Here is a 22,273-nt window from a genome sequence, read left to right as displayed (position 1 = left end):
GCCATGATTATCTATATCGCCCGTCGGCTTCTGGCCACGCTACCGGTCATTATGATGGTCGCCATCGTTATTTTTGCGATCCTGCGTTTGACGCCGGGAGACCCCGCCGCCATTATCGCCGGTGATGATGCAACGGCGGATCAACTGGCGCAAATCCGGCAAGCGATGGGGCTGGATCAGCCGATCTATACGCAATTTGTTGTGTGGGTAGGTCGTTTGCTGCATGGCGATCTCGGTGTGTCGCTGTTGTCCGGCACACCGGTGCTGGACATGATTGCCGGACGAATGGGGCCGACTCTGGCGCTGGCGATCTCAACAATCGTGTTGACGGTGATCATTGCCATTCCTTTGGGTGTCATCGCTGCCTGGCGTCAGGGAAAGTGGCTGGATCGCCTGATCATGAGTTTTTCCGTGCTGGGTTTTTCGATTCCCACCTTCGTGGTTGGTTATCTACTGATTTATTTTTTCGCCATTCAGCTGGACTGGCTGCCGGTGCAGGGCTACAAGCCGCTGTCGGCAGGGTTCCTGGCTTTCGCGCAGCGGCTGATCCTGCCGACGCTGGCGCTGAGCGCCATTTATGTCGCATTAATTGCCCGCATCACGCGCAGCAGCATCATTGAAGTCATGGGTGAGGACTACATCCGCACGGCGCGTGCAAAAGGCCTGAAAGAAAAAGCGGTATTGATGCGACACGCCTTGCGCAACGCCGCCGTGCCTATTGTGACTGTGATCGGCATTGGTATCGCTTCGCTGATCAGCGGCGTGGTGGTGACCGAGTCAGTGTTCAATCTGCCGGGGCTCGGGCGCCTGGTGGTCGAAGCCGTGCTCGCTCGCGACTATCCGGTGATTCAGGGCCTGATACTGCTATTTTCCATCGTGTATATCCTGATCAATCTGATTGTCGATCTGTTGTATACGGTTTTCGATCCACGAATCCGTTATTGAAGGACTGCCATGACTGTTGAACTCTCTTCAGAAACACTGCCGGCGCCGGCTTCAGAACCGCAAGCAACGGAAAAACAGGTGTCATTGTGGAAGCAGCTACGTGCCGCCTTGCGCAGTATTCCCGTCATGATTGCATTTGTCTTGTTTATGCTGATCATTTTCGTGGCTGTTTGTGCGCCGTTACTGGGTACCGTGGACCCGGTGGCTATCAATCCGACAGAACGCCTGGCTAAAGTATCAGCGGCGCACTGGCTGGGAACCGATGCATTCGGGCGTGATACCTATTCACGGGCGCTTTATGGCGCGCGTGTCTCGTTGATTGTGGGTATCGGCGCAACGGTGATGAGTCTGGCGGCCGGCCTGCTGATCGGTGTGGTTGCCGGGTATTTCAAATTTGCTGACAGCATCATTATGCGGGTGATGGACGGAATCATGGCCATCCCGGGGATTTTGCTGGCAATCGCGCTGGTTTCACTGACCGGTGGCAGCCTGATCACGGTGCTGGTGGCCATCACCATCCCCGAGATTCCGCGAGTGGTGCGACTGGTACGGGGGGTGATCCTGTCGGTGCGCACGGAACCTTATGTGGAAGCGGCCGAGTCGCTGGGCACCCGGGTACGCACCATTTTATGGCGCCATATGATTCCCAATACAGTGGCGCCGCTGATTGTCCAGGGAACCTATATTTTTGCGGCAGCCATTCTGACGGAAGCCACCCTGAGCTTTCTGGGCGCCGGACTGCCGCCTGAAATTCCCTCCTGGGGAAATATGATGTCCGAAGGGCGTATGTATTTCCGACTGCTGCCCGGATTGATTTTGTATCCCGGCATTTTGCTTGCGCTGACCTTGCTGTGTGTCAATGTCCTGGGTGATGTGTTGCGAGATGTGCTGGATCCGAGAATGGTGAAAAAATCATGAATCAAGACCCAATGAACAATACAGCAAATGTAGTGGCACCGGTGCTGCAGGTGCGCGATCTGTCGGTGCAGGTCGCCGGCGCGGACACGCAAAGACGTGTTGTCAATAACATCAGCTTTGATGTGCACGCAGGCGAAACACTGTGCGTGGTGGGAGAATCGGGATCCGGTAAATCGGTCACTTCTTATACAGTGATGGGATTACTGGGCCGGGATAGTTTGCAGCCCTGCAACGGCAGCATTCTACTTGATGGTGAGGATATTTTGCAGGCGAGTGCCAGCCGCTTGCGCGAGCTGCGGGCGACCAGGATGTCGATGATTTTCCAGGAACCCATGACGGCACTCAACCCGGTACAGAAAGTAGGACGCCAGATTGACGAGGTGTTGCGCATCCATCGTACGATGTCCGCCAAACAACGTCGTCAGGCAGTGCTGCAGATGCTCGAATCAGTACATATGCCCGATCCGCAACGTATCTACGATGCCTATCCGCACCAGTTATCCGGCGGGCAGCGGCAACGGGTGGTGATTTGCATGGCGCTGATTCTGCAGCCGCGCCTGCTGATTGCAGATGAACCGACCACTGCGCTGGATGTCACCACCCAGAAGCAGATCTTATTGTTAATACGTGAATTGCAGACGCGCAACAATATGGCCGTGCTCTTTATCACACATGACTTTGGCGTTGTTGCAGAAATCGCTGATCGCATTGTGGTGATGAATAAGGGTCAGGTGATGGAAACGGGGACACGCGATGCGATCCTGAGAGATCCGGCCCACGCTTATAGTCGCATGCTTGTTTCATCGGTACCCAGCCTGGTACCCCGGCAGCGTGAGCCCAACAATGAAGAGCAGGTATTGAAGGTATCTGGCTTGATGAAAACCTATGCGTCAAAGAAGTTGCTGGGTGCATCACGACATATCACTGCAGCTAACGATATCAATCTGACTTTGAACCGTGGTGAAATTGTTGGCATTGTGGGCGAATCAGGCTCCGGTAAATCAACCGTTGCCCGTTGTATTGTCAGGCTGCTGCAGCCGACTGCAGGACAGATCCGGATTAAGGGACAGGATATTGCCGGGCTGTCGACAAGTCAGTTGCGGCCGGTTCGCCAGCGTATCCAGATCGTTTTTCAGGATCCCTATCGTTCACTGAATCCGCGCATCACTGTAGGCGATTCAATCATCGAGGGTTTATTGAATTTTGGCGTGTCTAAAGAGGTCGCTCTGGTCAAGGCCGCAGAGTTGATGCAGGTGGTCGGTCTGACAAAAGACGCCTTGCAGCGCTATCCGCATCAGTTTTCCGGCGGGCAGCGTCAGCGTATCTGCATTGCCAGGGCGCTGGCGCTGGAGCCGGACATTCTGGTTGCTGATGAGGCGGTCTCCGCACTGGATGTGTCTGTACAGGCACAGGTGCTGGCGCTGCTGGATAAGGTGCGCGAGCGTACGGGTGTCGGTGTTCTGTTTATTACTCATGATTTGCGGGTTGCGGCGCAGATTTGCGATTCAATTATTGTCATGCAGCAGGGGAGCATTGTCGAATCTGGCAAAGCGCATTCGGTCCTGACTGCGCCAACGCAACCCTATACGCGAGCGCTGATTGATGCTGCTCCTGGCAGGCACTGGGATTTTCAGCATTTCCGCGCTGTCTCCGAAGCCGTGGCCTAGACGTTTTTTATTGTGTAACCGATGCCGGCACCCGCGCAGCAGAGAAATATTTTTAAAGGTCTGAAATGAATGCACATTATGATGTTCTGATTGTCAACGGCGACGTGGTCGACGGCAGCGGCGCGGCGCGTTTTACTGCCGACGTCGCCATCTCGGGCGAGCGCATTGCGCATATTGGAGATTTGTCACAGGCGACAGCGGACAAGGTGATTGATGCCAGCGGTCTGATTGTTTCACCCGGATTTATCGATGCCCATACCCACGATGACCGGTTGATGTTGTCCGATGGTGATATGGCGCCCAAGGTCAGCCAGGGAATCACAACCGTCATTGGTGGCAATTGCGGCATTTCACTGGCACCCATGCCGCGCGACATCCCCGATCCGGTTACACCGCCTTTGAATCTGCTGGATGAGCAGGGAGGCTGGTTCCGGTTCCGCAGCTTTGCGCAATACGTCAGCGAGCTGAGTGCTCGCCCGGCCGCAACCAACTGCGCCATGCTGGTCGGCCATTCGACACTTCGTGTCGCGACAATGGAGGATGTGACCAAAGCGGCGACCGCACGTGAAATATCGGCGATGCAGGCGCTGGTCGCTGAGGCGATGGAGGCCGGCGCCATTGGTGTATCTACCGGACTGGTCTATCCTCCGGCGGTGGCGGCGCCGACACAGGAAGTGATCGAGGTTTGTGCCCCCCTGGCGCGTTATGGCGGCATTTATTGTACGCATATGCGTGATGAGGGCGATCGTGTCATCGAGTCACTGGAAGAGTCGTTCCTGATCGGCCGCCAAGTTGGCGTGCCCGTCGTTATTTCACACCATAAAGTGGTTGGCGTGCAGAATCACGGCCGCTCAGCTGAAACGCTGGCATATATTGCCGAGCATATGACCAGACAGCCGATTTGCCTGGATTGCTATCCCTATGACGCCTCTTCTACGATCCTGTCGGCCAGGCTGGTGGCCAATTCGACACGGGTCACGGTCACCTGGTCAAAAGGTTTGCCGCAGATGGCCGGCCTGGATTTGACGGAGATTGCCAGCCGACTGAATGTAAGCACCGAAGAGGCCATTGAGAAGCTGCTGCCCGCCGGCGCGATTTATTATCGGATGGATGATGCCGATGTGCAGCGCATTTTGCAATTTGATGACACAATGATCGGCTCCGATGGTCTGCCCCATGATGAAAAACCGCATCCCCGATTATGGGGGAGCTTTCCCCGGGTGCTGGGGCATTATAGCCGTGGTCTTGGGCTGTTTTCCCTGGAGAAGGCACTGCATAAAATGACCGGTTTGACGGCGAGCAAGTTCGGCCTGGCAGATCGTGGTGTGTTGCGGGAAGGGGCGTTTGCAGATGTGACGCTATTTAATGCGCAAACGGTGGATGAGGCGGCAACCTTCGCCCAGCCTGTGGCCGCTGCCATTGGCATCGATACGGTCCTGGTCAATGGTCAGATCGTCTGGGAGGATGGCAAACCCAGCGGACAACGCCCGGGCAGGGTGTTGCGTCGCCAGGGAGCGTCGGTTCCGGTCGCGTCATAACAAAACCCTGCATCCGATGCCGGAAGCAGGGTGTACGCAGTGTCTTGATGAATAGCCAGGCTGCCTGTATCAAGCCCGTGCCGGGCCGATACAGGCACGTTTTTCATCCGGGATCAGGTACCCGGATCAACGCGCCATGGCGCGGTTCAGTACGCTCTGTTCGTCCGACGTGAGGTTGGGCCCGTCCAGGGTCACGCTGGCATCATCGTTTCGATATTTCCTGATGATCGGTTTGAGCTCTTCCTTGATATGTTTTTCACTGTAGCCGTTGAACAGGTGGCCAAGCAATCCGCGGTCCAGATCGCTGGTTTTCATGAACCAGTCTGCGATCGGGAAAGTCAGGTTCATGTTGTAATGCATCATCAGTCCCATATTGTGATGGGCCGTGTGATGGCGCCGAATGGTGTTGATAAAGGGCACGTTCCTGACAAACCAGTTATCGTGTACATGGCAGCAGTAGTGGAATGTTTCGTAAACCAGGTATTGCAGCACCATGGTCAGGAACACCACATAACCGGCATTGGGATTGATAATGACGGACGCCAGATAACCCAGGATAAGGCCGCCGACGCCAAGCGTGAGCAATACCCGCCATGGGAAGAAGACAATTCTGAACTCGCGGCTTGAATCTATCGTAATATCATTATCAGTGAAATACTGATGATGCTGACGGGTATGCCGTTCATAAATGGCGCGCAGGGCAAAGACGTTGATGCGCTTGTGCATCACGTAGGTATGCATGGCCCACTCCACGAAATTGCCCGCCAGGAAGACCGGAATAATCAATAAATACTCCCAGGTGGCCGTGGTCAGTTGCGACAAACAGTAGATGACTGCTGCTATGCCGACTGCATACATTACGCCGATATGCACCAGGCCGTTATACAGGGGACTGATATCGCTTTTATATTGTTCGCGAAATTTTCTTTGTCTTTCGGTCATCATAATTATTACTCCTGAAATAAAATCTCAATTGCCAATCAATGTCCGGTGCTTTAGCCGGAGATATCTTCAAGGGCCCGGCCACGGGTTTCTACACCCAGGAAGATCACAACCGCCGCAGCGATGATGAACGAGACCGCACCTAGCGTGAACACGCCGGTTTGTCCGGTCACCGGCAGCAGTAAGCCCACGGCAAAAGGTCCTACGAACGAACCCAGCCGACCGATGGAAGAGGCGAATCCGGCGCCGGTGGCACGAATGCGAGTGGGATACAGTTCAGGGGTGTAGGCGTACAGAATGGACCACATGCCAAAAAGACAGAACTGCATGAACATGCCGGACATCATCAGGTAGTGAAGTTCGCCCTGGACGCTGGCCACGTGCCCGTAGATATAGACTGAAACGGCGCTGCCCAGCAACAACAGGACACAGGTAGGCTTGCGGCCGATTTTCTCGATGATCCAGGAGGCGAAGATAAAACCCGGAATGCCTGCCAGTGAAATGGTGACGGTGTACTGTACGGATTTGGTCACTTCATAACCCGCCTGCTGCAGCAACGCGCCCAGCCAGCTGGTCAGGCCGTAATAGCCCATGAGTGCAAAGAACCACAGAATCCACAGCATCAGTGTGCGGCGTCCGTATTCACCTTTCCACAACTCTGAAAAACTGGAGCCCGTAGCAGACTGGGCGGCAGCCGCCGGCAGCGGAACAACAGGAGGCAGTTCCTTATTGTTCAGGGTTTTGCGCACATGGTTTTCCATGGACGTCATCACACTGTCGGCTTTTTCATTTTGACCGGAGTCAGACAACCAGCGCGGCGATTCCGGCACTTGACGGCGGATATAGAACACAAACACTGCCGGTACTGCCAATACAAAGAAAATACCCCGCCAGCCTATCGAGTCCAGCAGCAGGTAGCTGAGCAGACCGGAACAGATGAAACCAATAGGCCAGAAACCTTCCAGAATGGCCAGATATCTGCCGCGTCGATTGGCGGGAACAATTTCCGAGACGATCGATAACCCGACCGGAAATTCCATGCCCATGCCGAAACCCAGTACGATGCGGCTGGCAATCAGCATGTTGACGTCGGTCGAGAGACCACAGAAAAGGCTGCCGAGCCCCCAGAACACCATGCTGATCTGGAAGACAGGTTTGCGGCCAAACCGGTCAGCTAACATGCCGGCGACAGCGGCACCGAGCAGCATGCCAAGAAAACTGGCGCTAGCCACAACACCGGTCTGGGCAATGCTCAGACCAAATTCGGCCTTGATTGACCCCAGAATAAAGGTCATGACGCCCAGATCCATCGAATCAAAGAACCATGCGGTCGCGATAATACAGAATAGTTTGGTTTGATAACTTGTCATCGGAAGCCGTTCTATACGGCCTGAAATGTCCGACGGCGTAATTGGTATTGATGCCATGTCCAGTCTCCTTATCAATATATTTTTTTTGAATTTAACTGATATATTACTGAAATGCAATAGAAATATATCATGAATGTGATAATGCGATAGGTGCAGTCATTGAGCCTGGGGCGTGGAGGAATGGGGCGTTGTGGGAATGTCGTGCGGGCCTGCTTTATTTTTTTAAGCTGACCGAAAGGGGAAAGCGGTGCTGATTTGCTGCTGCGCCGTCACTTATGGATTTGATTCTTGGGGACGCGATGAGCGGGCAAGCTTAAGCGGCCCGCTCGGCACAACCTTTTATTCGTAAGCGACAAGATTTTCCTGTGCCTGCTGCAAAACAGCGTTCGGCGTATCTGAGAAGTCGCCAGCCCATGCGTTCGCAATAATACGCAGGTACGATGCTGATGTATCCGGGACCGGGAAGGCGTTGCGCAAGCGGGTCACGTCCATGGCGTCGGTGTACAGGCGCGGCAGATCGGACTCCTTGATGCCAAAATCTTTCAGGTTATTGGGAATGCCCAGTTCGCTGACCAGCGTCTGCAGTTTTTGCGCCAGCTGCAAAATTGTGTCCTGCCCCGATTCCGTGGCGCCGAAGATGGCTGCTATGTCTTTGAGCTCCTGCGCGCGCGCGTCGCGCAACTCATACAGCACGTACGGAAGGATAACGGCGTTGGTGCGCCCGTGGGTTTCATGGGTCAGTCCGGCGATGCTGTACGCGATGCCATGTACCGCGTTCAAGCCTGCACTGCCATAAGAGAGGCCCGCGAATACGCTGGCATAACTCATGCCGATGCGCGCCTGTGTATCAGCGCCGTTCTGATAGGCCTGTCGCAGATGCCGGGCGCAAAGAATCATGGATTCCCGGGCGAACATCTGGCTCAAGTGGGTGCGTCCGCTGTAGCCAGGGTCCGGATTGTTGTTGCGCTCAAACTGCTTTGAGTCCATGGTGACATAGGATTCGATGGCGTGGATCAGTGCGTCGATGCCCGCATCGGCAGTCACGCGTGGGGGACAGGTATAGGTGAACGCTGGATCCACAAGTGCAATAAATGGCCGTAAGCGATTATCCATCAAGGCAATCTTTGTGGCATTGTCAGGGTCTATCAGAATGGCGCCAGGGGTGACTTCCGAGGCTGTGCCTGAAGTAGTTGGCATGGCGATAAAAGGCAGTGGTTCGTCTTCGCCAATGCCGTCTTTATAACAGGCCACCGGCTTGTTGCTGCGTAGCGTCAATGTGAGTGCTTTTGCCAGATCCATATTGCTGCCACCGCCCAGCGCAATGACATGGTCAGGGGTCTGGCCTTTCGTCTGAGCCAGTATTTGCCGGGTCGCCTGGTCACACAATGTTGTGGAGGGATCCGGTTCGCCGCCGCTATAGACGAAAGTGTTAATTCCGCATTGGCGGGCAGCCTGCACATATTCATTGACCCATGGCGTGTGTTCTGCGAAATAATGATCGGTAACCAGTATGCCGTTGTGATAGCCCAGTTTGGCCAGCAGGGCAGGCAGATCATGTCTGGCTCCTTCCCTGATGATCAGACGAGATGGCGCGCAGAAAAACAGATGGTCATCAATATTCATACATTACTCCAGATTGAGAAAGTCGGTAAATGCGGCTGAGACAGCGGCGGTGTTCTCAGTCAGAATCGAATGGCCCGCATTTTCTATCGTTAGAAAAGTCGGCTTCGCCAGCAGGTCGCAAAACTGGGTAACCAGCGGTAAGGGCGAATCCTTATCCTGTGTGCCGCTCATGATCAGACACGGAACATCCACCGACTTGCACTGTTCGCGCAATGAACGCGAGGCAATGTCTCGCCAGGTCCACATAACGGCATGGTGGCTGGCCGCGTCCTGCAGTTTCAGGCGTTGTTCACGTTTGCGGATTTCATCAAGCAGGTCTGACTCGGTTGTTTGTGTAAACCAGGAAACCTGACTGATATCCGGCACACCGGATAACAGCATCAGTTTGTCGGGTTGCTTGTTCTGCGCCTGGCTGACAAAGGCAAGGGCAACGCTAACGCCCATGCTCCAGCCAGCAAGGCAATATGACTGGCCATCATTGATATACTTGTGTACCGTGTCTTCAATCACATTTGTAAATGATTCAAGGGTCATATCCCGTTCAGAGCAATCTTTCCGGGCGCCTCGGCCTGGCAGGTTGGGCACAATAAAAGTGCATTGATCCGCCAGTTGGCTTGCCAGCGGCAGCCACACGCGGTTGGTCCCCTGTATGCCGTGAATGGCAATTATGTTGATGGGGCCGCAGCCGTGAATCAATGTATCCATAGTGTTCTAATTGATGAATGAACAGAAAAAGCAAGTCGATTGAAATGATATGAGCAACAAATATATTAGTTGTATAATACTCACGTATGTGATTTTTCACAATAGCCGGAAGAAAAGCGAATTTCACCGGTCAACCTATTCGTGACACCATGGCCTCAAATAACGTATCGAATTTACAGAATAATCAAGACCTTGTTTCGGAACCTGTTTCGCTGCAACCCAAAGTCAAACTGACTGACATCGCCTATCAAAAGCTTGAGCAGGCCATCACCATGCTCGTTCTGGAGCCGGGATGTTCGGTCTCGGAACAGCAGTTGTGCGATCTGACGGAAATTGGCCGTACCCCGGTAAGGGAGGCCGTGCAGCGCTTGGCGCGCGAGCATCTGATTATTGTTCTGCCGCAGCGCGGCTTGTTTATTCCCGAGATCAATATTCGCAAACAGTTAAAACTGCTTGAAGTGCGCCGGGAAGTTGAGCGCCTTGTCTGCCGCATGTCGGCCAGGCGCTGCACGGAACAAGAGCGGCTTGCCTTTGTGCAATTGCATGAGCAATTCAGGGAGTCGGCCCGAACGGCCGATGTGAGTCAGTTTCTGAAAGCCGACAGAATGCTCAACGAACTGACCCTGAAGGCCGCAAGGAATGAATTTGCAGAAGGCGCCATGCGCCTCATGCATGGGCTGTCGCGCCGATTCTGGTATTTCTATTTCAAAAAATCAAACGATCTGGAAACCATGGCCCTGTTGCATGCCAATGTCGCCGAAGCCATCAGCCAGCAGGACGCGGAAAAAGCGGCCGAGGCATCAGATAAACTCCTGGATTACATCGAGTTTTATACCAAGGAAAGCGTATCGGATTTTATGTAGATTCACGATCGGGTTTCGTTGGTGATTTGTACTGTGAATCAGCATGTGTATGCATGTCGACTTGTATGACCGACGTTTTATTATTTACTGCAATGTGCTGTGCAAAAAAGCCTGAAGGCGCGGATGATGACTGTTGTTGAAGAATGCCGTCGGTTCGGCGCTTACTATTATTTCGCCCTGATTCATGAAGTTGATTTTAGTCGCTACTTCTCGTGCAAACCCCATTTCGTGCGTGACGCAAATCATCGTGATCCCAGTCTCGGCCAAATTTACCATGGTGTCGAGGACCTCTTTGACCATTTCAGGGTCAAGTGCGGAAGTGGGTTCGTCAAAAAGAATGATTGCGGGATTCATGCATAGGGCGCGTGCAATCGCCACGCGTTGCTTTTGTCCGCCGGACAGCCGGCTTGGGTATTCGTTTTGTTTGTCGATCAATCCGACGCGCTCAAGATACTTGCGAGCCGTGACCTGCGCCGTCTCCTTATCGATCTTGTTGACCCATGTTTGCGCCAGGGTACAGTTTTCCAATGCAGAGAGGTGTGGGAACAAATTGAAATGCTGAAATACCATCCCTACGTATTGTCGTATTCGATAAAGTGACTCCGTGTCGTCCAATGCAATGCCTTTGACCTGCAAGTTGCCGTTTTGAAATGGCTCCAGTCCGTTAATACAACGTATCAGCGTGGATTTTCCTGAACCGGAGGGGCCACAAATTACCTGTCGTTCTCCCTTTTTTATCGTCATTGAAATATTTTTTAGTGCATGAAACTGTTCATACCATTTGTTGAGTGCTGAAATTTTGATGATATCGTTCATTTAATTGGCTCCAGAAGGGCATCCATTGCTAATGCAGGATTTTTCCGAGAAAATTTTTCACCCGTTCATGCTGTGGGTAGTCAAATAGTCGTTCAGGACTGGCAGCTTCCAGAATTTCTCCTTTATCCATAAAGACGACTTTATCGGCCACTTCCCTGGCAAAACTCATTTCGTGAGTTACCACGATCATCGTCATTCCCTGGCTGACCAGTTCTTTCATGACGGCAAGCACTTCACCGACGATCTCCGGATCGAGTGCAGAGGTTGGTTCGTCAAACAGCATTATTTCAGGGCACATTGCCAAGGCTCGTACAATGGCGACACGTTGTTGTTGCCCACCCGACAATTGGGCCGGCATAGACGATGCTTTATGCCTCAGTTGTACACGCTCCAGTAACTCCAGTGCAATACGTTCAGCTTCGTCCTCCGTATACTTTTCTCGTAAAACGGGCGCCAGGGTCATGTTTTTCAACACATTAAGGTGCGGAAAAAGGCTATAGTCCTGGAACACCATGCCAATCTGATTCCGTAACTGTGACCATTGCTCATGGTTTCTGGCGTCGTACGGGGCCCCGTTCAATTGGATGGTGCCCTCGAACGGGTTTTCGAGGCCGTTCAGGCAGCGGACTAAAGTACTCTTGCCTGATCCGCTGGGGCCAATAACAACGACAACTTCACCTTTGTGTATATCCAAGTCTATCTGGTTCAGCACTTGTGTCTTGCCGTAACGCATGCTCATGTCACGAACGCAGAGCAAAACAGGGTGATCATTTTTCATAAGTTGGCCAGTTCTGTTGTCTGTTTACGTCGCTGCATCCTTGATTCTGACAGCATGGTTTTTCTCGATGCATTCTGTTTCTGGTCGCGAGTCAAGATCTCCCGTCCATGTTCAATGGTGTTGTTGACCGAAGCAGGGGCGGGGCCGCCTCGTTCCCGTTTCTTAACGCTGAGTAGTGGATCAAGGCTGGTCAGAACCGTATCGATGCTCAACATTGTGCTTGTTCCTGTTTGCATATGCGCGGCGCGATTGACCATTTCCGCCGTGATTTCATCTGCATTGTGGTGAGCATCCATTGCTTCGCGTACTACAGCGCCGACAACATGGTGTGCTTGCCGAAATGACATATCGGCCTTTGATACCAGGGCATCGGCCAGATCTGTCGCGGAGCAAAAATTCCGACGTGCACGATTGAGCATGTCTTGTTCACGTGGTGCAGCATTATGAATAACCAGATTGAGTAGTTCCAGCCCGTACTGGCATTCCTGAATCATTTCTGCAAAGCCCGCGATACTTTCACGGTTTGCATCGCCCGTATGAGAAAAATTCGTTCCCTTGAGTGAGGCCATTGCACCGGTAAACAATCCCAGCACCTTACCTGCACGACCTTTCAGGTACTCCAATACGACCGGGTTTTTTTTCTGCGGCATGATGCTCGATGTGCCCGCCACGGAATCGGAAAAGTGGATCAGGCCAAACTCATCGGTACTCCAGACGAAGTAGTCCTGGGCGATTCTGCTCCATGTGGTGGCAAGCAACGTGAGGGCCGCCATGATTTCAAATATAAAGTCTCGTGAAGCGACGGCATCAAGCGTATTGTCGATGACGCCAGGAAACCCGAGAAGCCTGGCGGTTTCTTTACGATCAATTTCAAATGGAGTTCCGGCAAAGGCACCTGCTCCCAGCGGCGAAAGATTGATATGCTCGTAAGCCTGAACTAATCTGTTGCTGTCACGCTCAAGCGCCTGTGCGATGCCGGCCAGATAAAAACCATACGTCATCGGCTGAGCCGGTTGCAGATGTGTATACCCTGGCATTACTGTCTCAACGTATTTAGCAGCTTGCTCCAGCACAGTTTGGCGCAATATCGCCAGGGTATCGAGGAGTGTGATGACCTGGTCACGAGCTACCAGACGATCAATTGTCGCCAGAATATCGTTGCGACTTCTGGCAGTGTGTAGCCGTCCGCCTACGTCGGGTTCGGTCAATGATATCAAATGAGCTTCATAGTTGAAATAAGCGTCTTCCCTCTGTGGGTCCAGCTTGACCTGCTCTGGTCCGTCCCTGTCCATTTGCAGGATGGCTGACGCGAGCTTTTGAGCGATCGTGTCAGAAACCAGCTTTCTGCTATGCAGCATCAGAAGATGGGCTTCGTTAACCTCGGTGAGATATGGGAACGCGGCACTGAAACTGGCCAGTCGGGGCAGATAAATTAAATCACATACTTCCGGCGCTGTTTCTTCGGTGAGTCTGCGACTGACTTTTGACTCGTGTTGTGTTGCTTGATCCATAATTGATACCTTTTAAACAGATTTGTAGTTACACTTGATCAGTCCGGATTCTGACCGGACTGTTTAATCGACGCTCCAAATAGCGGCTGAGCCATGTCAACAGAGAGCAAATCACAAAGTAGACCAGCAGAACACAAGCGTAGACATTAAATGCAGGTGTTGTGCCCCCCATGATGGTGCTGCGTTCAACGATGATTTGACTTACCTTTAAAAATTCACTCACACCGACCAATGCTCCCAGGGATGTTGCCTGTATCAGCAGGGTAAGCAGCCCGGTGAATGGCGGAATAATCGCTTTTAATGCTTGAGGAACGATAATGTACCGATATGTTTCGTAGGTGCTCAAACCCAGTGCCCATGCACTTTTCCATTGATGTGAGTCAATTGATAAGATGCCGCCTCGTACAATTTCAATTCCGTTTGCGCTTCCCCACAGGGTAAGGCCGATTGTCACAGCCCAGAATGGACTAAGTTGAAGGTCAAACAGTGGTAAAACAAAGTAGATGCAGAATATATTCACCACCAGAGGGATCGCTCTGAAGAACTCCATATACAAATAAATGGGTAGACGGATAAGCCGATTTTTCAGCGTGAAGAGGACTCCCAGAATGCCTGAAATAATCGTGGCAAAAAACAGCGTCGTTAACGCTAGCGTTATGGTCAGTTGAAGACCCTTCAGAACGAATACATAATTTTCCAGTAATGCGTTCATGTATTACCTCCGGAAAGGCCGTTGCAAGTGATGTTCCAGCTGTCGTGCGACAATACTGATCACCACTACCAATGTCAGATACATTGCACCAATCGCAGCGAACATTTCAATGGCTCTGAAGTCTGTTGCAATTCGGTCTACAGCAACGAACGTTAATTCAGCAAATCCGATAGCCTGAAGGTAAGAGGAGTTTTTGAGCAGCGAAATGGATGTATTTAACATGGATGGCAGGCAGCTTCTGAATGCGATTGGGATCGCGATCAGTCTTAAATACCCATATGGGCGGATATTGAGCGCGCTAGCCGCTTCCTGCATGCCTTGTTCAACTGTAATCAGACCCCCGCGTATATTTTCGATCTGATAGGCGCCCGCCCATAAGGAGAGGCACAGTACGCCGGACCAGAATAGCGACAGACTTAGCCCGACGGAAGGAAGGCCGTAGAAGATAAAGAAAAGCTGAACCAGAATGGGCGTGTTCCGAATGATCTCTACATAACAGACCACTATCGGTACCAATGGCCTTAATTTCAATTGCCGGATTCCTGCACCTACGATACCAATAATCGTCGAGAAAAAAATACCCAGCAGACTTACTTTGATCGTCAGCCAAAGGCCGTCAATCAGTGCCGGCCACTGAGTCGATAGATATACCCAATCGAAAGTCATTGTCTTGTCCTATGATTACTTGCGATCAGGACGTGGAGATTGAAAGACGTCAACGTAATAAGGCTGGATTTGTTCCGGAACCCATTTATTTACCCACTCACTAAATAGCTTTTCACTGCGCATGCGCTCGACGGCTGCATCTAAATAGGATTTCCATTCAGGTTCATTCTTTCGCAGTCCTATGGCTGCGTCTGATAGCTGATATGGGTCGTCAACCACTCGCAGGCCTTTGTCGTTGGCTGCAATGACGACGAGTGTCGCGGCATCGTGGGCGTAGGCATCGGCACGATTTTGCTTCAATGCCTGCAATGAGTCTGCTGCCGTATTCAGTCGCAGAGTTTTGACCTGTGGCATGTTATCTTCAAACCATTTAGCTTGGACGGATCCTTTCGGTACAGCCACCGTCTTGCCGGTAAGTTCAGATATTTTCATCACTGGACTGTCCGCGCGCGTGAGCACGCCGCTGGCACCCCAACGATATGGGACGCTAAAGTCAATCACCCTGGCCCGCTCAGGCGTGACGCCGAGCGTTGCAATCAACAGGTCAACGCGCTTTCCGGCCAGCTGGGGTATACGGTTTTCTGCTGTAACGCATGAAAATTGTATTTTTTCGCTGTCGCCATAGATCCACTGTGCCAGTTGTCGTGCCATGTCAGTCTCAACACCGGCATAGTCCCCCTTAGAGTCCTGGAACCCATATGGTGGCTGATCGCAACGGACACCCACATTCAGTTTCGATTTTTCTGCGATGTATGAAGGAACGGTCGGCAACTGATCTTTTGCCAGAGCAGGGGTGTTGGAAGTGATAATCGTGCAGATGGTTGCACTGATCACAATGCCGATTTTTCTGTTGAAACCAGGGTTCATTCTTTTCTCCTAAAAGTAATTTGTTTTTGCTACTTTTGGGGGCCGATGGCTGAATTATTTCGTGGCCTTGAATGGACTATAGATGTGACCAGAATATAAATCAAATCACAATATCGATATAATCTATACGAAAATGATATACCGTGAAAGTTCCAAATGAAATGTGTTTTGCTGCATATTGCCAATTCGAAAGTGGTCAACGCTAGGACAAAGAGATGCAATTCAAACAGGTTGAAGCCTTCAGAGCTATTATTCTAACCGGGTCCATGACAGCGGCTGCGCGTGAGCTTCATACGTCGCAACCCAACATCAGTCGATTGATAGCGCAACTGGAACGGCACACGGGATTCGCATTGTTTACGCGGATTGCCGGTCGCCTGGCACCAACGCCAGAAGCACGAGCTTTTTTCCGTGACGTTGAGCGTGCATTTGTTGGTCTGCAGGATATCAAGGCATCAGCAAATAATATACGCAAGCAGGGGACTGGTCATTTGCGTATTGCTGCCGTTCCTTCAATAGCCCTGACGATTATGCCGAATGTGCTGAAAGTATTTGCCCAGAAATTTCCCAAAACGCGGGTGTCGCTATATGTCGGGGATTCTGGGACAGTGGCCCAGTGGGTTGCTTCCAGTTATTGTGATGTGGGTATTTCAGCCTACGTTGATGAGATGCCGGGCATGAACTCAGAGAGAATCGATACGCTGCAGGGAGTATGTGTCGTATATAAAGATCATGCGCTGGCGCGAGTGAACCGAGCCGTCAAAATAAAGGATTTTCGTGGAGAGTCCTTTATTTCTCTGCATTCAGGGGATGGAACCAGACGCAATATTGACGCACTGTTCGGCTCTTACGAAGAGGACTATCGAACGATGTATTATGAGTGTCGTTATGCAGTGGCGATATGCAATATGGTCGGCCTTGGGATGGGTATAAGCATTGTGAATCCCTTAGTGGCAAAAAATTGCAAGCATATGGGCATCGTAGTTAAGCCGCTGGAACCTCAAGTAGCCTTCTCCTATTTCATACTATCTTCAACGATACATGTGACCAGCACGCTGGCTCTTGAAATGCATAGTATCTTGCGTGAAGAGTTACAGAGGCATAAATAGTCTGGTCAGCGCGCTGGCATTGCGCGTGGTACGGTATCTTTTATTCAATTGTGGTGCCTGACAAGGTTTGATTAGCGGTTGCGCCCCTCCGTATACTCCCACATCCCATCCACCAGCATACGCACTGCATAGTCGGCAAAGCTTCGTCGCACAATGATTTCCCAGCGATCGCCAGCGCCATTATCCAAACCCCGCAGCAAGACGGATGTTTTGTAATAATGGCTTTGCGCACATTGGCCAGCGCCAAAAACGCGGGGGTGCAAGTCCAGCGGGCATCCTTTGGATAGCACACTACGGGCTTTGGGGCCGCTTAGCTGCAGTACGCTATAGGCGCTACTCTGGTCGGTGACGGCGCAGAAAATGCCTTGCAAGGCCATCTCCAGATGCCTCGCCAGATCGCCGACGCCTGACCCTTTGCGGCGGATCATCCATTCGTCCGGAGACAGCCACATGGCACAATAGTGGTCATTTTCGGTAGTGGTGTTGGGCTCGGTCGTGAGGGTGATGCCGATTGTGTTTCGTACGGCACGGGTCAAATCCGCATTTTCAGGGTCGCCACGCAGATTTACCAGTTCTGTAAATGGTACTTCAGTCAGTGCTACCAGGCTGGGCGAACCGAGCTCAAAAACACGGGTGCCGCCAGTCAGGCCGGCCAATGGCGTTTGTTGTCTGGAATCATTCAACATGTTGGCGTGCTCCCTGGGCATCATAGAAAACCGGGCTGCAGATATGTGCCTGTGCAAAAGTGCCATTGGGCAAGGCAACAGAGACTGTTTGGTCCATACGCGACAGACCATTTTTGATCATGGCAAGTGCAATAGGCTGTTTCAGGGTGGGGCTCAGATAGCTTGAGGTTACGTGACCCTGCAGAGGTACCTCGCCGGGTGCTGAAGGTGCATCCAGAATAGCTGCGCCTTCGGGTAATACAGTTTGATTATCTGCGGAACGCAGCCCGACAAATTGTTTGCGATTGGGGCCGGCTGTGTCGCTGCGCGATAGCGAGCGCTTACCCAAAAAGTCTTTGGATTTGGCCAGCATGCCCTCCATGCCCATATCTACTGGTGTGGCAGAGCCGTCGGTATCCTGACCGACAATAATAAAACCTTTTTCAGCCCGCAACACGTGCATGGCTTCGGTGCCATATGGCGCAATGCCAAACGGCTCCCCGGCATGCATCAGCATTTCCCATATATGACGACCGTAATTGGCAGGCATATAGACTTCATAGGAAAGTTCACCGGAGAAGCTGACACGCAAAATGCGTACGTTTATTTCATCGATGGTGCCGTTTCGGAAACTCATAAACGGGAAGGCCTGATTGTCAAAGTCTATGTCCTGACAAACCTGCCGCAGAACGGTGCGGGCATTGGGGCCCGCAACCGTCGCGGTAGCGTATTGGTCGGTCAGCGAGGTGAGATACACTTGCAGTTCCGGCCATTCGGTTTGCAACCATCGTTCCATCCAGCTCATCACTTTAGCGGCGCCGCTGGTGGTGGTGGAAATCAGGAAATGATTGTCTGCCAGCCGGAGATTGACACCGTCGTCCAGGATCATGCCGTTTTCATCGAGCATCAGGCCATAGCGGCAGCGTCCGGGTTCCAGCTTGGTCCAGGCATTGGTGTAGATTCGATTCAAGAATGTGACTGCATCGGGACCGCGTACATCAATTTTGCCCAGTGTGCTGTAATCCAGCAGGCCGACACTGTTGCGCACGGCCAGGCATTCGCGTGCAACCGCCGCTTCCATGGTTTCGTTGCCTTGCGGATAGTAGCGCGCCCGTTTCCAGTTTCCCACATCTTCAAAAACGGCGCCGCGTGCAACATGCCATTCGTGCAGGCAGCTTTTGCGGATGGGGTCGAAATAGTCTCCCTGTTCTCGTCCGGCAATGGCGCCGAAAGTGACGGGTGTGTAATTGGGACGAAACGTGGTCGTGCCCGTTTCCGGTATGCGTTGACCCAATGCTTCGGCCAGCACGGCCATGCCGTTGATGTTACCCAGTTTGCCCTGATCGGTGCCAAACCCCATGGCTGTATAACGTTTGACATGTTCGACGCTGCGATAGCCTTCGCGCACGGCCAGGTAAATATCTGCGACAGAGACGTCATTCTGAAAGTCTATAAACTGTTTGGGTCCCCGGGCAATATCCTTGCCTGTAGCTGTTGACCACAAGGGGCAAATGCGTTCTGCTGGCGTAGATTCAGTGTGCCACGAGATGTCGTGAGCTGCGCTCCATCCCAACGCGGCTGCTGCCTCACGCCCAGCCTGTACGCCACTCTCCAGTGTAGCGGCCAGATCAAATTGAGCATTGCAGGCGCCAATGGATGTTTGTCCGGATATCTTATTGTTCGGTACGAAACAGGCGTCACCGTCGTTCCAGCTCGGCTTGCCGCCGGATTGGGCGTACAGGTGCACCACTGGGTTCCATCCACCGGATACCGCCAATAGATCGCAGGCCAGTGTGCGTGTGCTTATATCATTGTTGCCAGAGCTGCTCAGGGGGCGCGCAGTCACACTGTTGATATGACGCTTGCCATTGGCGTGGCTCACGACGGTCTGCCACAGGATTGGTATAGCTGCTTCGTTGAACGATGGTGGCACGTTTGCCTCGTTGGTAGCGCGAGCATCAATGACCGTTACCTGGGCGCCGTGGCGGTGCAGATCCAGCGCTGTCTGATAGGCGCTGTCATTATTGGTAAAGACGACGGCCTGTCGACCAGGCAACACGCCAAACCGGCAGATATAGGTGCTGATGGCTGACGCCAGCAAAATGCCTGGCAGGTCATTGTTGCCGAAAGCGATCGGGCGTTCATGCGCCCCTGTGGCCAGAATGGCGTGTGCCGCGCGGATTTTCCACAGGCGTTCGCGCACACCCTTGCGTTGCTGCAGCGGCAGATGATCTGTCAGCCGTTCACTCACGGTCACCAGGTTGTTGTCCTGATAACCGAAAGCGGTTGCGCGCGACAATACCTGAACTTCCGGCATGCCGGCCAGTTCACCGGTGATCTGAGCGAGCCATTGCGCTGCAGGTGAACCGTTGATGGTTGTTTCTGTGTGCAGCAGGCTGCCACCCGGTTCTGATTGATTGTCCACCAGGATGACCCGTGCGCCTGATTTTGCGGCGCTGTGTGCAGCAGCAAGCCCGGCAGGCCCTGCGCCGACAATCAGCACATCGCAGTGGGCATAGGTTTTTTCATAGCGATCGGGATCGCGCTCTGTAGGTACGGTACCCAGACCAGCCGCATTGCGGATGTGTTCTTCATATTTTCCCCACCAGCGGCGCGGCCACATAAACGTTTTGTAGTAAAAGCCTGCGGGAATAAAGCGTGACAGATATTGCATGAATGCAAACCGGTCATGTTCGATGTCGGGCCGGGCATTAACGCTGCTGGCGGTTAGGCCATCGTAGAGATCGACCTCGGTTGCACGAGCATTGGGAACGGTATATGCACCGTCTTCCAGCTGGACAATGGCATTGGGTTCCTCTACACCGGCAGTCATTATGCCGCGGGGGCGGTGATACTTGAAACTGCGAGCCACAAAATGTATGCCGTTGGCAAGCAGGGCGGAGGCCAGCGTATCGCCCTGATACCCCACATACGCTTTGCCGTTAAACTGGAAGCGCAATGGTTTGCTTCTATCTATGCGGCCACCGTTGGCCAGACGATGGGATTGAGTCATGTGCGCTCCTTGCGCGAGGCGCCGATTTTTTCAACCGATTTGAATTGATAATTCCGCGTATCGCGTTCAGCGATAAACCAGCGCCGACAGCCATGGGTATGTACCCATTGTTCGCGGTGGACGCCTAATACGTTATCGCGCATGAACAGGTAGTCGCCCCATTGTTCATCAGAAAGTTGTTCGGGGTTGGCCGGGCGTACAATACCGGCCTGGCCTCCGAAATTGAACTCGCTTTCGGCGCGCTCACCGCACCATGGGCATCGGATGACAAGCATGATTATGATCCTAGTGTGCAACGGCAGCGGCGCCGTGTTCGTCAATCAGATGGCCGGTATAGAAGCGGTCAATGGAGAAAGGCGCATTCAGCGGGTGCGGCTCGTCGTTGGCAATAGTGTGGGCAAAGACCCAGCCCGAACCCGGGGTGGCCTTGAAACCGCCGGTACCCCAGCCACAATTGAAATAGAGTCCTTTAATCGGCGTTTTAGAGATGATGGGGCAGGCATCGGGACTGATATCGACGATCCCACCCCATTGCCGGTTCATGCGGACACGACTCAGGCTGGGGAACATCTCCACAATGGCCTGCAAGGTCTGTTCAATACTCTGAAAGCTGCCGCGCTGGCCATAGCCTGTGTACTGATCTATGCCGGCGCCAATGACCAGATCGCCTTTATCGGACTGGCTGATATAGGCATGGACTGCGTTAGACATGATCACGGTGTTGATGGCGGGCTTGACCGGTTCGGACACAAGCGCCTGCAATGGATGGCTTTCCAGAGGCAGGCGAATGCCGGCCATGTCGGCAAGCACGCTTGAATGGCCAGCCGCGACCACTGCTACTTTGCGGGCCTTGATAAAGCCCTTGCCGGTTTCGACTCCCAGGACGACACCATCCTTTTTGTGTATGTTGGTCACTGGACAGTTTTGAATAATATCCACGCCCAGTTGATCGGCCGCGCGGGCAAAACCCCAGGCGACGGCATCGTGTCGCGCCACACCGCCACGAGGCTGGAACGAAGCGCCGAGCACCGGGTAGCGACTGTCCAGATTGATCAGCGGTTCCAGTTGCCGGACCTGCTCACGGTCCAGCCATTGACCATCAACGCCGTTGTACAGATTGGCATTGATACGTCGCTGGGTGTCCCGTACTTCCTGCAGGGTATGCGCCAGATTCATCACCCCACGCTGGCTGAACATAACGTTGTAGTTCAGTTCACGGGACAGGCCTTCCCACAGCTTCATCGCTTTTTCATAGAGCCGGGCCGATTCGTCCCACAGGTAGTTGGACCGCACAATGGTGGTGTTGCGGGCGGTGTTGCCGCCACCCAGCCAGCCTTTTTCCACAACTGCAATATTATGAATGCCATGGACTTTGGCCAGATAATAGGCGGTGGCCAGGCCATGACCACCCGCGCCAACAATCACCACGTCATATTCGTTTTTGGGTTCCGGGCTGTGCCAGGCTTGTCCCCATTTTTCGTTATGGCTTAGCCCATTGCGGATCAGGCTGAAAATTGAATAGCGGTTACGCATGATGTCCTCGTCGCAATCCTGTTTCGCCATGC

20 protein-coding genes are annotated in these 22,273 nt (G+C 52.9%); 6 read left to right on the top strand and 14 right to left on the bottom strand.

Annotated features, from left to right (window positions below; all coding sequences use genetic code 11):
• The first annotated feature begins 3 nt into the window (after window positions 1–3).
• The 4 genes from MIM_RS16070 (at window position 4) to MIM_RS16055 (ending at window position 5,068) form a co-directional block, all read left to right on the top strand.
• The gene (locus MIM_RS16070) at window positions 4–945 is read left to right on the top strand and encodes an ABC transporter permease (protein ID WP_025373782.1); all 942 of its coding nucleotides are present in this window, start codon (window positions 4–6) and stop codon (window positions 943–945) included.
• 9 nt (window positions 946–954) lie between these two features.
• Entirely contained in the window at window positions 955–1,863 is a 909-nt protein-coding gene (locus MIM_RS16065; RefSeq protein WP_025373781.1) for an ABC transporter permease, read from the top strand.
• Window positions 1,860–3,530: an ABC transporter ATP-binding protein gene (locus MIM_RS16060; RefSeq protein ID WP_025373780.1), complete on the top strand. Its 1,671-nt coding sequence runs from the start codon at window positions 1,860–1,862 to the stop codon at window positions 3,528–3,530. Before MIM_RS16065 ends, MIM_RS16060 begins: the two co-directional genes overlap by 4 nt.
• Before the next feature lie 65 nt (window positions 3,531–3,595).
• Window positions 3,596–5,068, top strand: coding sequence for an N-acyl-D-amino-acid deacylase family protein (locus MIM_RS16055; RefSeq protein ID WP_025373779.1), 1,473 nt, complete (start codon window positions 3,596–3,598; stop codon window positions 5,066–5,068).
• 126 nt (window positions 5,069–5,194) lie between these two features.
• Here MIM_RS16055 and MIM_RS16050 read toward each other — a convergent pair whose 3' ends face one another.
• From MIM_RS16050 to MIM_RS16035, 4 genes are all read right to left on the bottom strand, one after another.
• Entirely contained in the window at window positions 5,195–6,013 is an 819-nt protein-coding gene (locus MIM_RS16050; protein WP_025373778.1) for a sterol desaturase family protein, read from the bottom strand.
• A gap of 50 nt (window positions 6,014–6,063) precedes the next feature.
• Window positions 6,064–7,437, bottom strand: a complete 1,374-nt coding sequence (locus tag MIM_RS16045) for an MFS transporter (RefSeq protein WP_042070435.1) — start codon at window positions 7,435–7,437, stop codon at window positions 6,064–6,066.
• Window positions 7,438–7,719: 282 nt separating this feature from the next.
• Window positions 7,720–9,003, bottom strand: a complete 1,284-nt coding sequence (locus MIM_RS16040; RefSeq protein WP_025373776.1) for an iron-containing alcohol dehydrogenase — start codon at window positions 9,001–9,003, stop codon at window positions 7,720–7,722.
• 3 nt (window positions 9,004–9,006) lie between these two features.
• The gene (locus MIM_RS16035; protein WP_025373775.1) at window positions 9,007–9,708 is read right to left on the bottom strand and encodes an alpha/beta fold hydrolase; all 702 of its coding nucleotides are present in this window, start codon (window positions 9,706–9,708) and stop codon (window positions 9,007–9,009) included.
• Between the two features lie 149 nt (window positions 9,709–9,857).
• Here MIM_RS16035 and MIM_RS16030 point away from each other — a divergent pair, with 149 nt between their 5' ends.
• A complete protein-coding gene (locus MIM_RS16030) occupies window positions 9,858–10,571 on the top strand; it encodes a GntR family transcriptional regulator (protein ID WP_025373774.1) in 714 nt (237 codons plus the stop codon).
• 84 nt (window positions 10,572–10,655) lie between these two features.
• On the opposite strand, the gene MIM_RS16025 is transcribed toward MIM_RS16030, so the two are convergent.
• Genes MIM_RS16025 through MIM_RS16000 form a run of 6 tightly spaced genes read right to left on the bottom strand, consistent with a single transcriptional unit; the run spans window position 10,656 to window position 15,921 of the window.
• Window positions 10,656–11,387 (bottom strand): amino acid ABC transporter ATP-binding protein, encoded by a 732-nt coding sequence (locus MIM_RS16025; RefSeq protein ID WP_042070433.1) that lies wholly within the window; start codon window positions 11,385–11,387, stop codon window positions 10,656–10,658.
• Window positions 11,388–11,415: 28 nt separating this feature from the next.
• Complete coding sequence (locus MIM_RS16020) at window positions 11,416–12,165, bottom strand: amino acid ABC transporter ATP-binding protein (RefSeq protein ID WP_281177996.1); 750 nt, start codon at window positions 12,163–12,165, stop codon at window positions 11,416–11,418.
• Window positions 12,162–13,676 carry an argininosuccinate lyase gene (gene argH, locus MIM_RS16015; RefSeq protein WP_025373771.1) on the bottom strand — a complete coding sequence of 505 codons (1,515 nt, stop codon included), beginning with the start codon at window positions 13,674–13,676 and terminating at the stop codon, window positions 12,162–12,164. Before argH ends, MIM_RS16020 begins: the two co-directional genes overlap by 4 nt.
• A 28-nt stretch (window positions 13,677–13,704) precedes the next feature.
• The gene (locus MIM_RS16010; protein WP_025373770.1) at window positions 13,705–14,388 is read right to left on the bottom strand and encodes an amino acid ABC transporter permease; all 684 of its coding nucleotides are present in this window, start codon (window positions 14,386–14,388) and stop codon (window positions 13,705–13,707) included.
• Window positions 14,389–14,391: 3 nt separating this feature from the next.
• On the bottom strand, window positions 14,392–15,054 hold the full coding sequence (locus MIM_RS16005; RefSeq protein WP_025373769.1) for an amino acid ABC transporter permease: 663 nt from the start codon (window positions 15,052–15,054) through the stop codon (window positions 14,392–14,394).
• Window positions 15,055–15,069: 15 nt separating this feature from the next.
• The gene (locus tag MIM_RS16000; RefSeq protein ID WP_025373768.1) at window positions 15,070–15,921 is read right to left on the bottom strand and encodes a transporter substrate-binding domain-containing protein; all 852 of its coding nucleotides are present in this window, start codon (window positions 15,919–15,921) and stop codon (window positions 15,070–15,072) included.
• Between the two features lie 215 nt (window positions 15,922–16,136).
• Here MIM_RS16000 and MIM_RS15995 point away from each other — a divergent pair, with 215 nt between their 5' ends.
• On the top strand, window positions 16,137–17,030 hold the full coding sequence (locus tag MIM_RS15995; protein ID WP_025373767.1) for a LysR substrate-binding domain-containing protein: 894 nt from the start codon (window positions 16,137–16,139) through the stop codon (window positions 17,028–17,030).
• 71 nt (window positions 17,031–17,101) lie between these two features.
• Here MIM_RS15995 and MIM_RS15990 read toward each other — a convergent pair whose 3' ends face one another.
• From MIM_RS15990 to MIM_RS15975, 4 genes are read right to left on the bottom strand one after another with little or no spacing between them, the layout of a single operon-like run.
• A complete protein-coding gene (locus MIM_RS15990) occupies window positions 17,102–17,716 on the bottom strand; it encodes a sarcosine oxidase subunit gamma (protein ID WP_025373766.1) in 615 nt (204 codons plus the stop codon).
• Window positions 17,706–20,708, bottom strand: coding sequence for a sarcosine oxidase subunit alpha family protein (locus tag MIM_RS15985; protein WP_025373765.1), 3,003 nt, complete (start codon window positions 20,706–20,708; stop codon window positions 17,706–17,708). Before MIM_RS15985 ends, MIM_RS15990 begins: the two co-directional genes overlap by 11 nt.
• The gene (locus tag MIM_RS15980) at window positions 20,705–20,983 is read right to left on the bottom strand and encodes a sarcosine oxidase subunit delta (protein ID WP_025373764.1); all 279 of its coding nucleotides are present in this window, start codon (window positions 20,981–20,983) and stop codon (window positions 20,705–20,707) included. Before MIM_RS15980 ends, MIM_RS15985 begins: the two co-directional genes overlap by 4 nt.
• A gap of 10 nt (window positions 20,984–20,993) precedes the next feature.
• Window positions 20,994–22,241: a sarcosine oxidase subunit beta family protein gene (locus tag MIM_RS15975; protein WP_025373763.1), complete on the bottom strand. Its 1,248-nt coding sequence runs from the start codon at window positions 22,239–22,241 to the stop codon at window positions 20,994–20,996.
• Window positions 22,242–22,273 lie beyond the last annotated feature (32 nt).

This window comes from Advenella mimigardefordensis DPN7 (genome assembly GCF_000521505.1).
GTDB classification, from domain to species: Bacteria; Pseudomonadota; Gammaproteobacteria; order Burkholderiales; family Burkholderiaceae_B; genus Advenella; species Advenella mimigardefordensis.
This window is presented reverse-complemented; position numbering and strand designations above follow the sequence as displayed.

Excerpts from the sequence above, each read along its gene's own strand:
- MIM_RS16010 (WP_025373770.1), bottom strand. The coding sequence starts at position 14,388 with ATGAACGCATTACTGGAAAATTATGTATTCGTTCTGAAGGGTCTTCAA.
- MIM_RS16030 (WP_025373774.1), top strand. The coding sequence starts at position 9,858 with ATGGCCTCAAATAACGTATCGAATTTACAGAATAATCAAGACCTTGTT.
- MIM_RS16070 (WP_025373782.1), top strand. The coding sequence starts at position 4 with ATGATTATCTATATCGCCCGTCGGCTTCTGGCCACGCTACCGGTCATT.
- MIM_RS16060 (WP_025373780.1), top strand. The coding sequence starts at position 1,860 with ATGAATCAAGACCCAATGAACAATACAGCAAATGTAGTGGCACCGGTG.
- MIM_RS15975 (WP_025373763.1), bottom strand. The coding sequence starts at position 22,241 with ATGCGTAACCGCTATTCAATTTTCAGCCTGATCCGCAATGGGCTAAGC.
- MIM_RS16000 (WP_025373768.1), bottom strand. The coding sequence starts at position 15,921 with ATGAACCCTGGTTTCAACAGAAAAATCGGCATTGTGATCAGTGCAACC.
- MIM_RS15985 (WP_025373765.1), bottom strand. The coding sequence starts at position 20,708 with ATGACTCAATCCCATCGTCTGGCCAACGGTGGCCGCATAGATAGAAGC.
- MIM_RS16020 (WP_281177996.1), bottom strand. The coding sequence starts at position 12,165 with ATGAAAAATGATCACCCTGTTTTGCTCTGCGTTCGTGACATGAGCATG.
- MIM_RS16065 (WP_025373781.1), top strand. The coding sequence starts at position 955 with ATGACTGTTGAACTCTCTTCAGAAACACTGCCGGCGCCGGCTTCAGAA.
- MIM_RS15980 (WP_025373764.1), bottom strand. The coding sequence starts at position 20,983 with ATGCTTGTCATCCGATGCCCATGGTGCGGTGAGCGCGCCGAAAGCGAG.
- MIM_RS15990 (WP_025373766.1), bottom strand. The coding sequence starts at position 17,716 with ATGTTGAATGATTCCAGACAACAAACGCCATTGGCCGGCCTGACTGGC.
- MIM_RS16055 (WP_025373779.1), top strand. The coding sequence starts at position 3,596 with ATGAATGCACATTATGATGTTCTGATTGTCAACGGCGACGTGGTCGAC.
- MIM_RS16050 (WP_025373778.1), bottom strand. The coding sequence starts at position 6,013 with ATGATGACCGAAAGACAAAGAAAATTTCGCGAACAATATAAAAGCGAT.
- MIM_RS15995 (WP_025373767.1), top strand. The coding sequence starts at position 16,137 with ATGCAATTCAAACAGGTTGAAGCCTTCAGAGCTATTATTCTAACCGGG.
- argH (WP_025373771.1), bottom strand. The coding sequence starts at position 13,676 with ATGGATCAAGCAACACAACACGAGTCAAAAGTCAGTCGCAGACTCACC.
- MIM_RS16005 (WP_025373769.1), bottom strand. The coding sequence starts at position 15,054 with ATGACTTTCGATTGGGTATATCTATCGACTCAGTGGCCGGCACTGATT.
- MIM_RS16035 (WP_025373775.1), bottom strand. The coding sequence starts at position 9,708 with ATGGATACATTGATTCACGGCTGCGGCCCCATCAACATAATTGCCATT.
- MIM_RS16025 (WP_042070433.1), bottom strand. The coding sequence starts at position 11,387 with ATGAACGATATCATCAAAATTTCAGCACTCAACAAATGGTATGAACAG.
- MIM_RS16040 (WP_025373776.1), bottom strand. The coding sequence starts at position 9,003 with ATGAATATTGATGACCATCTGTTTTTCTGCGCGCCATCTCGTCTGATC.
- MIM_RS16045 (WP_042070435.1), bottom strand. The coding sequence starts at position 7,437 with ATGGCATCAATACCAATTACGCCGTCGGACATTTCAGGCCGTATAGAA.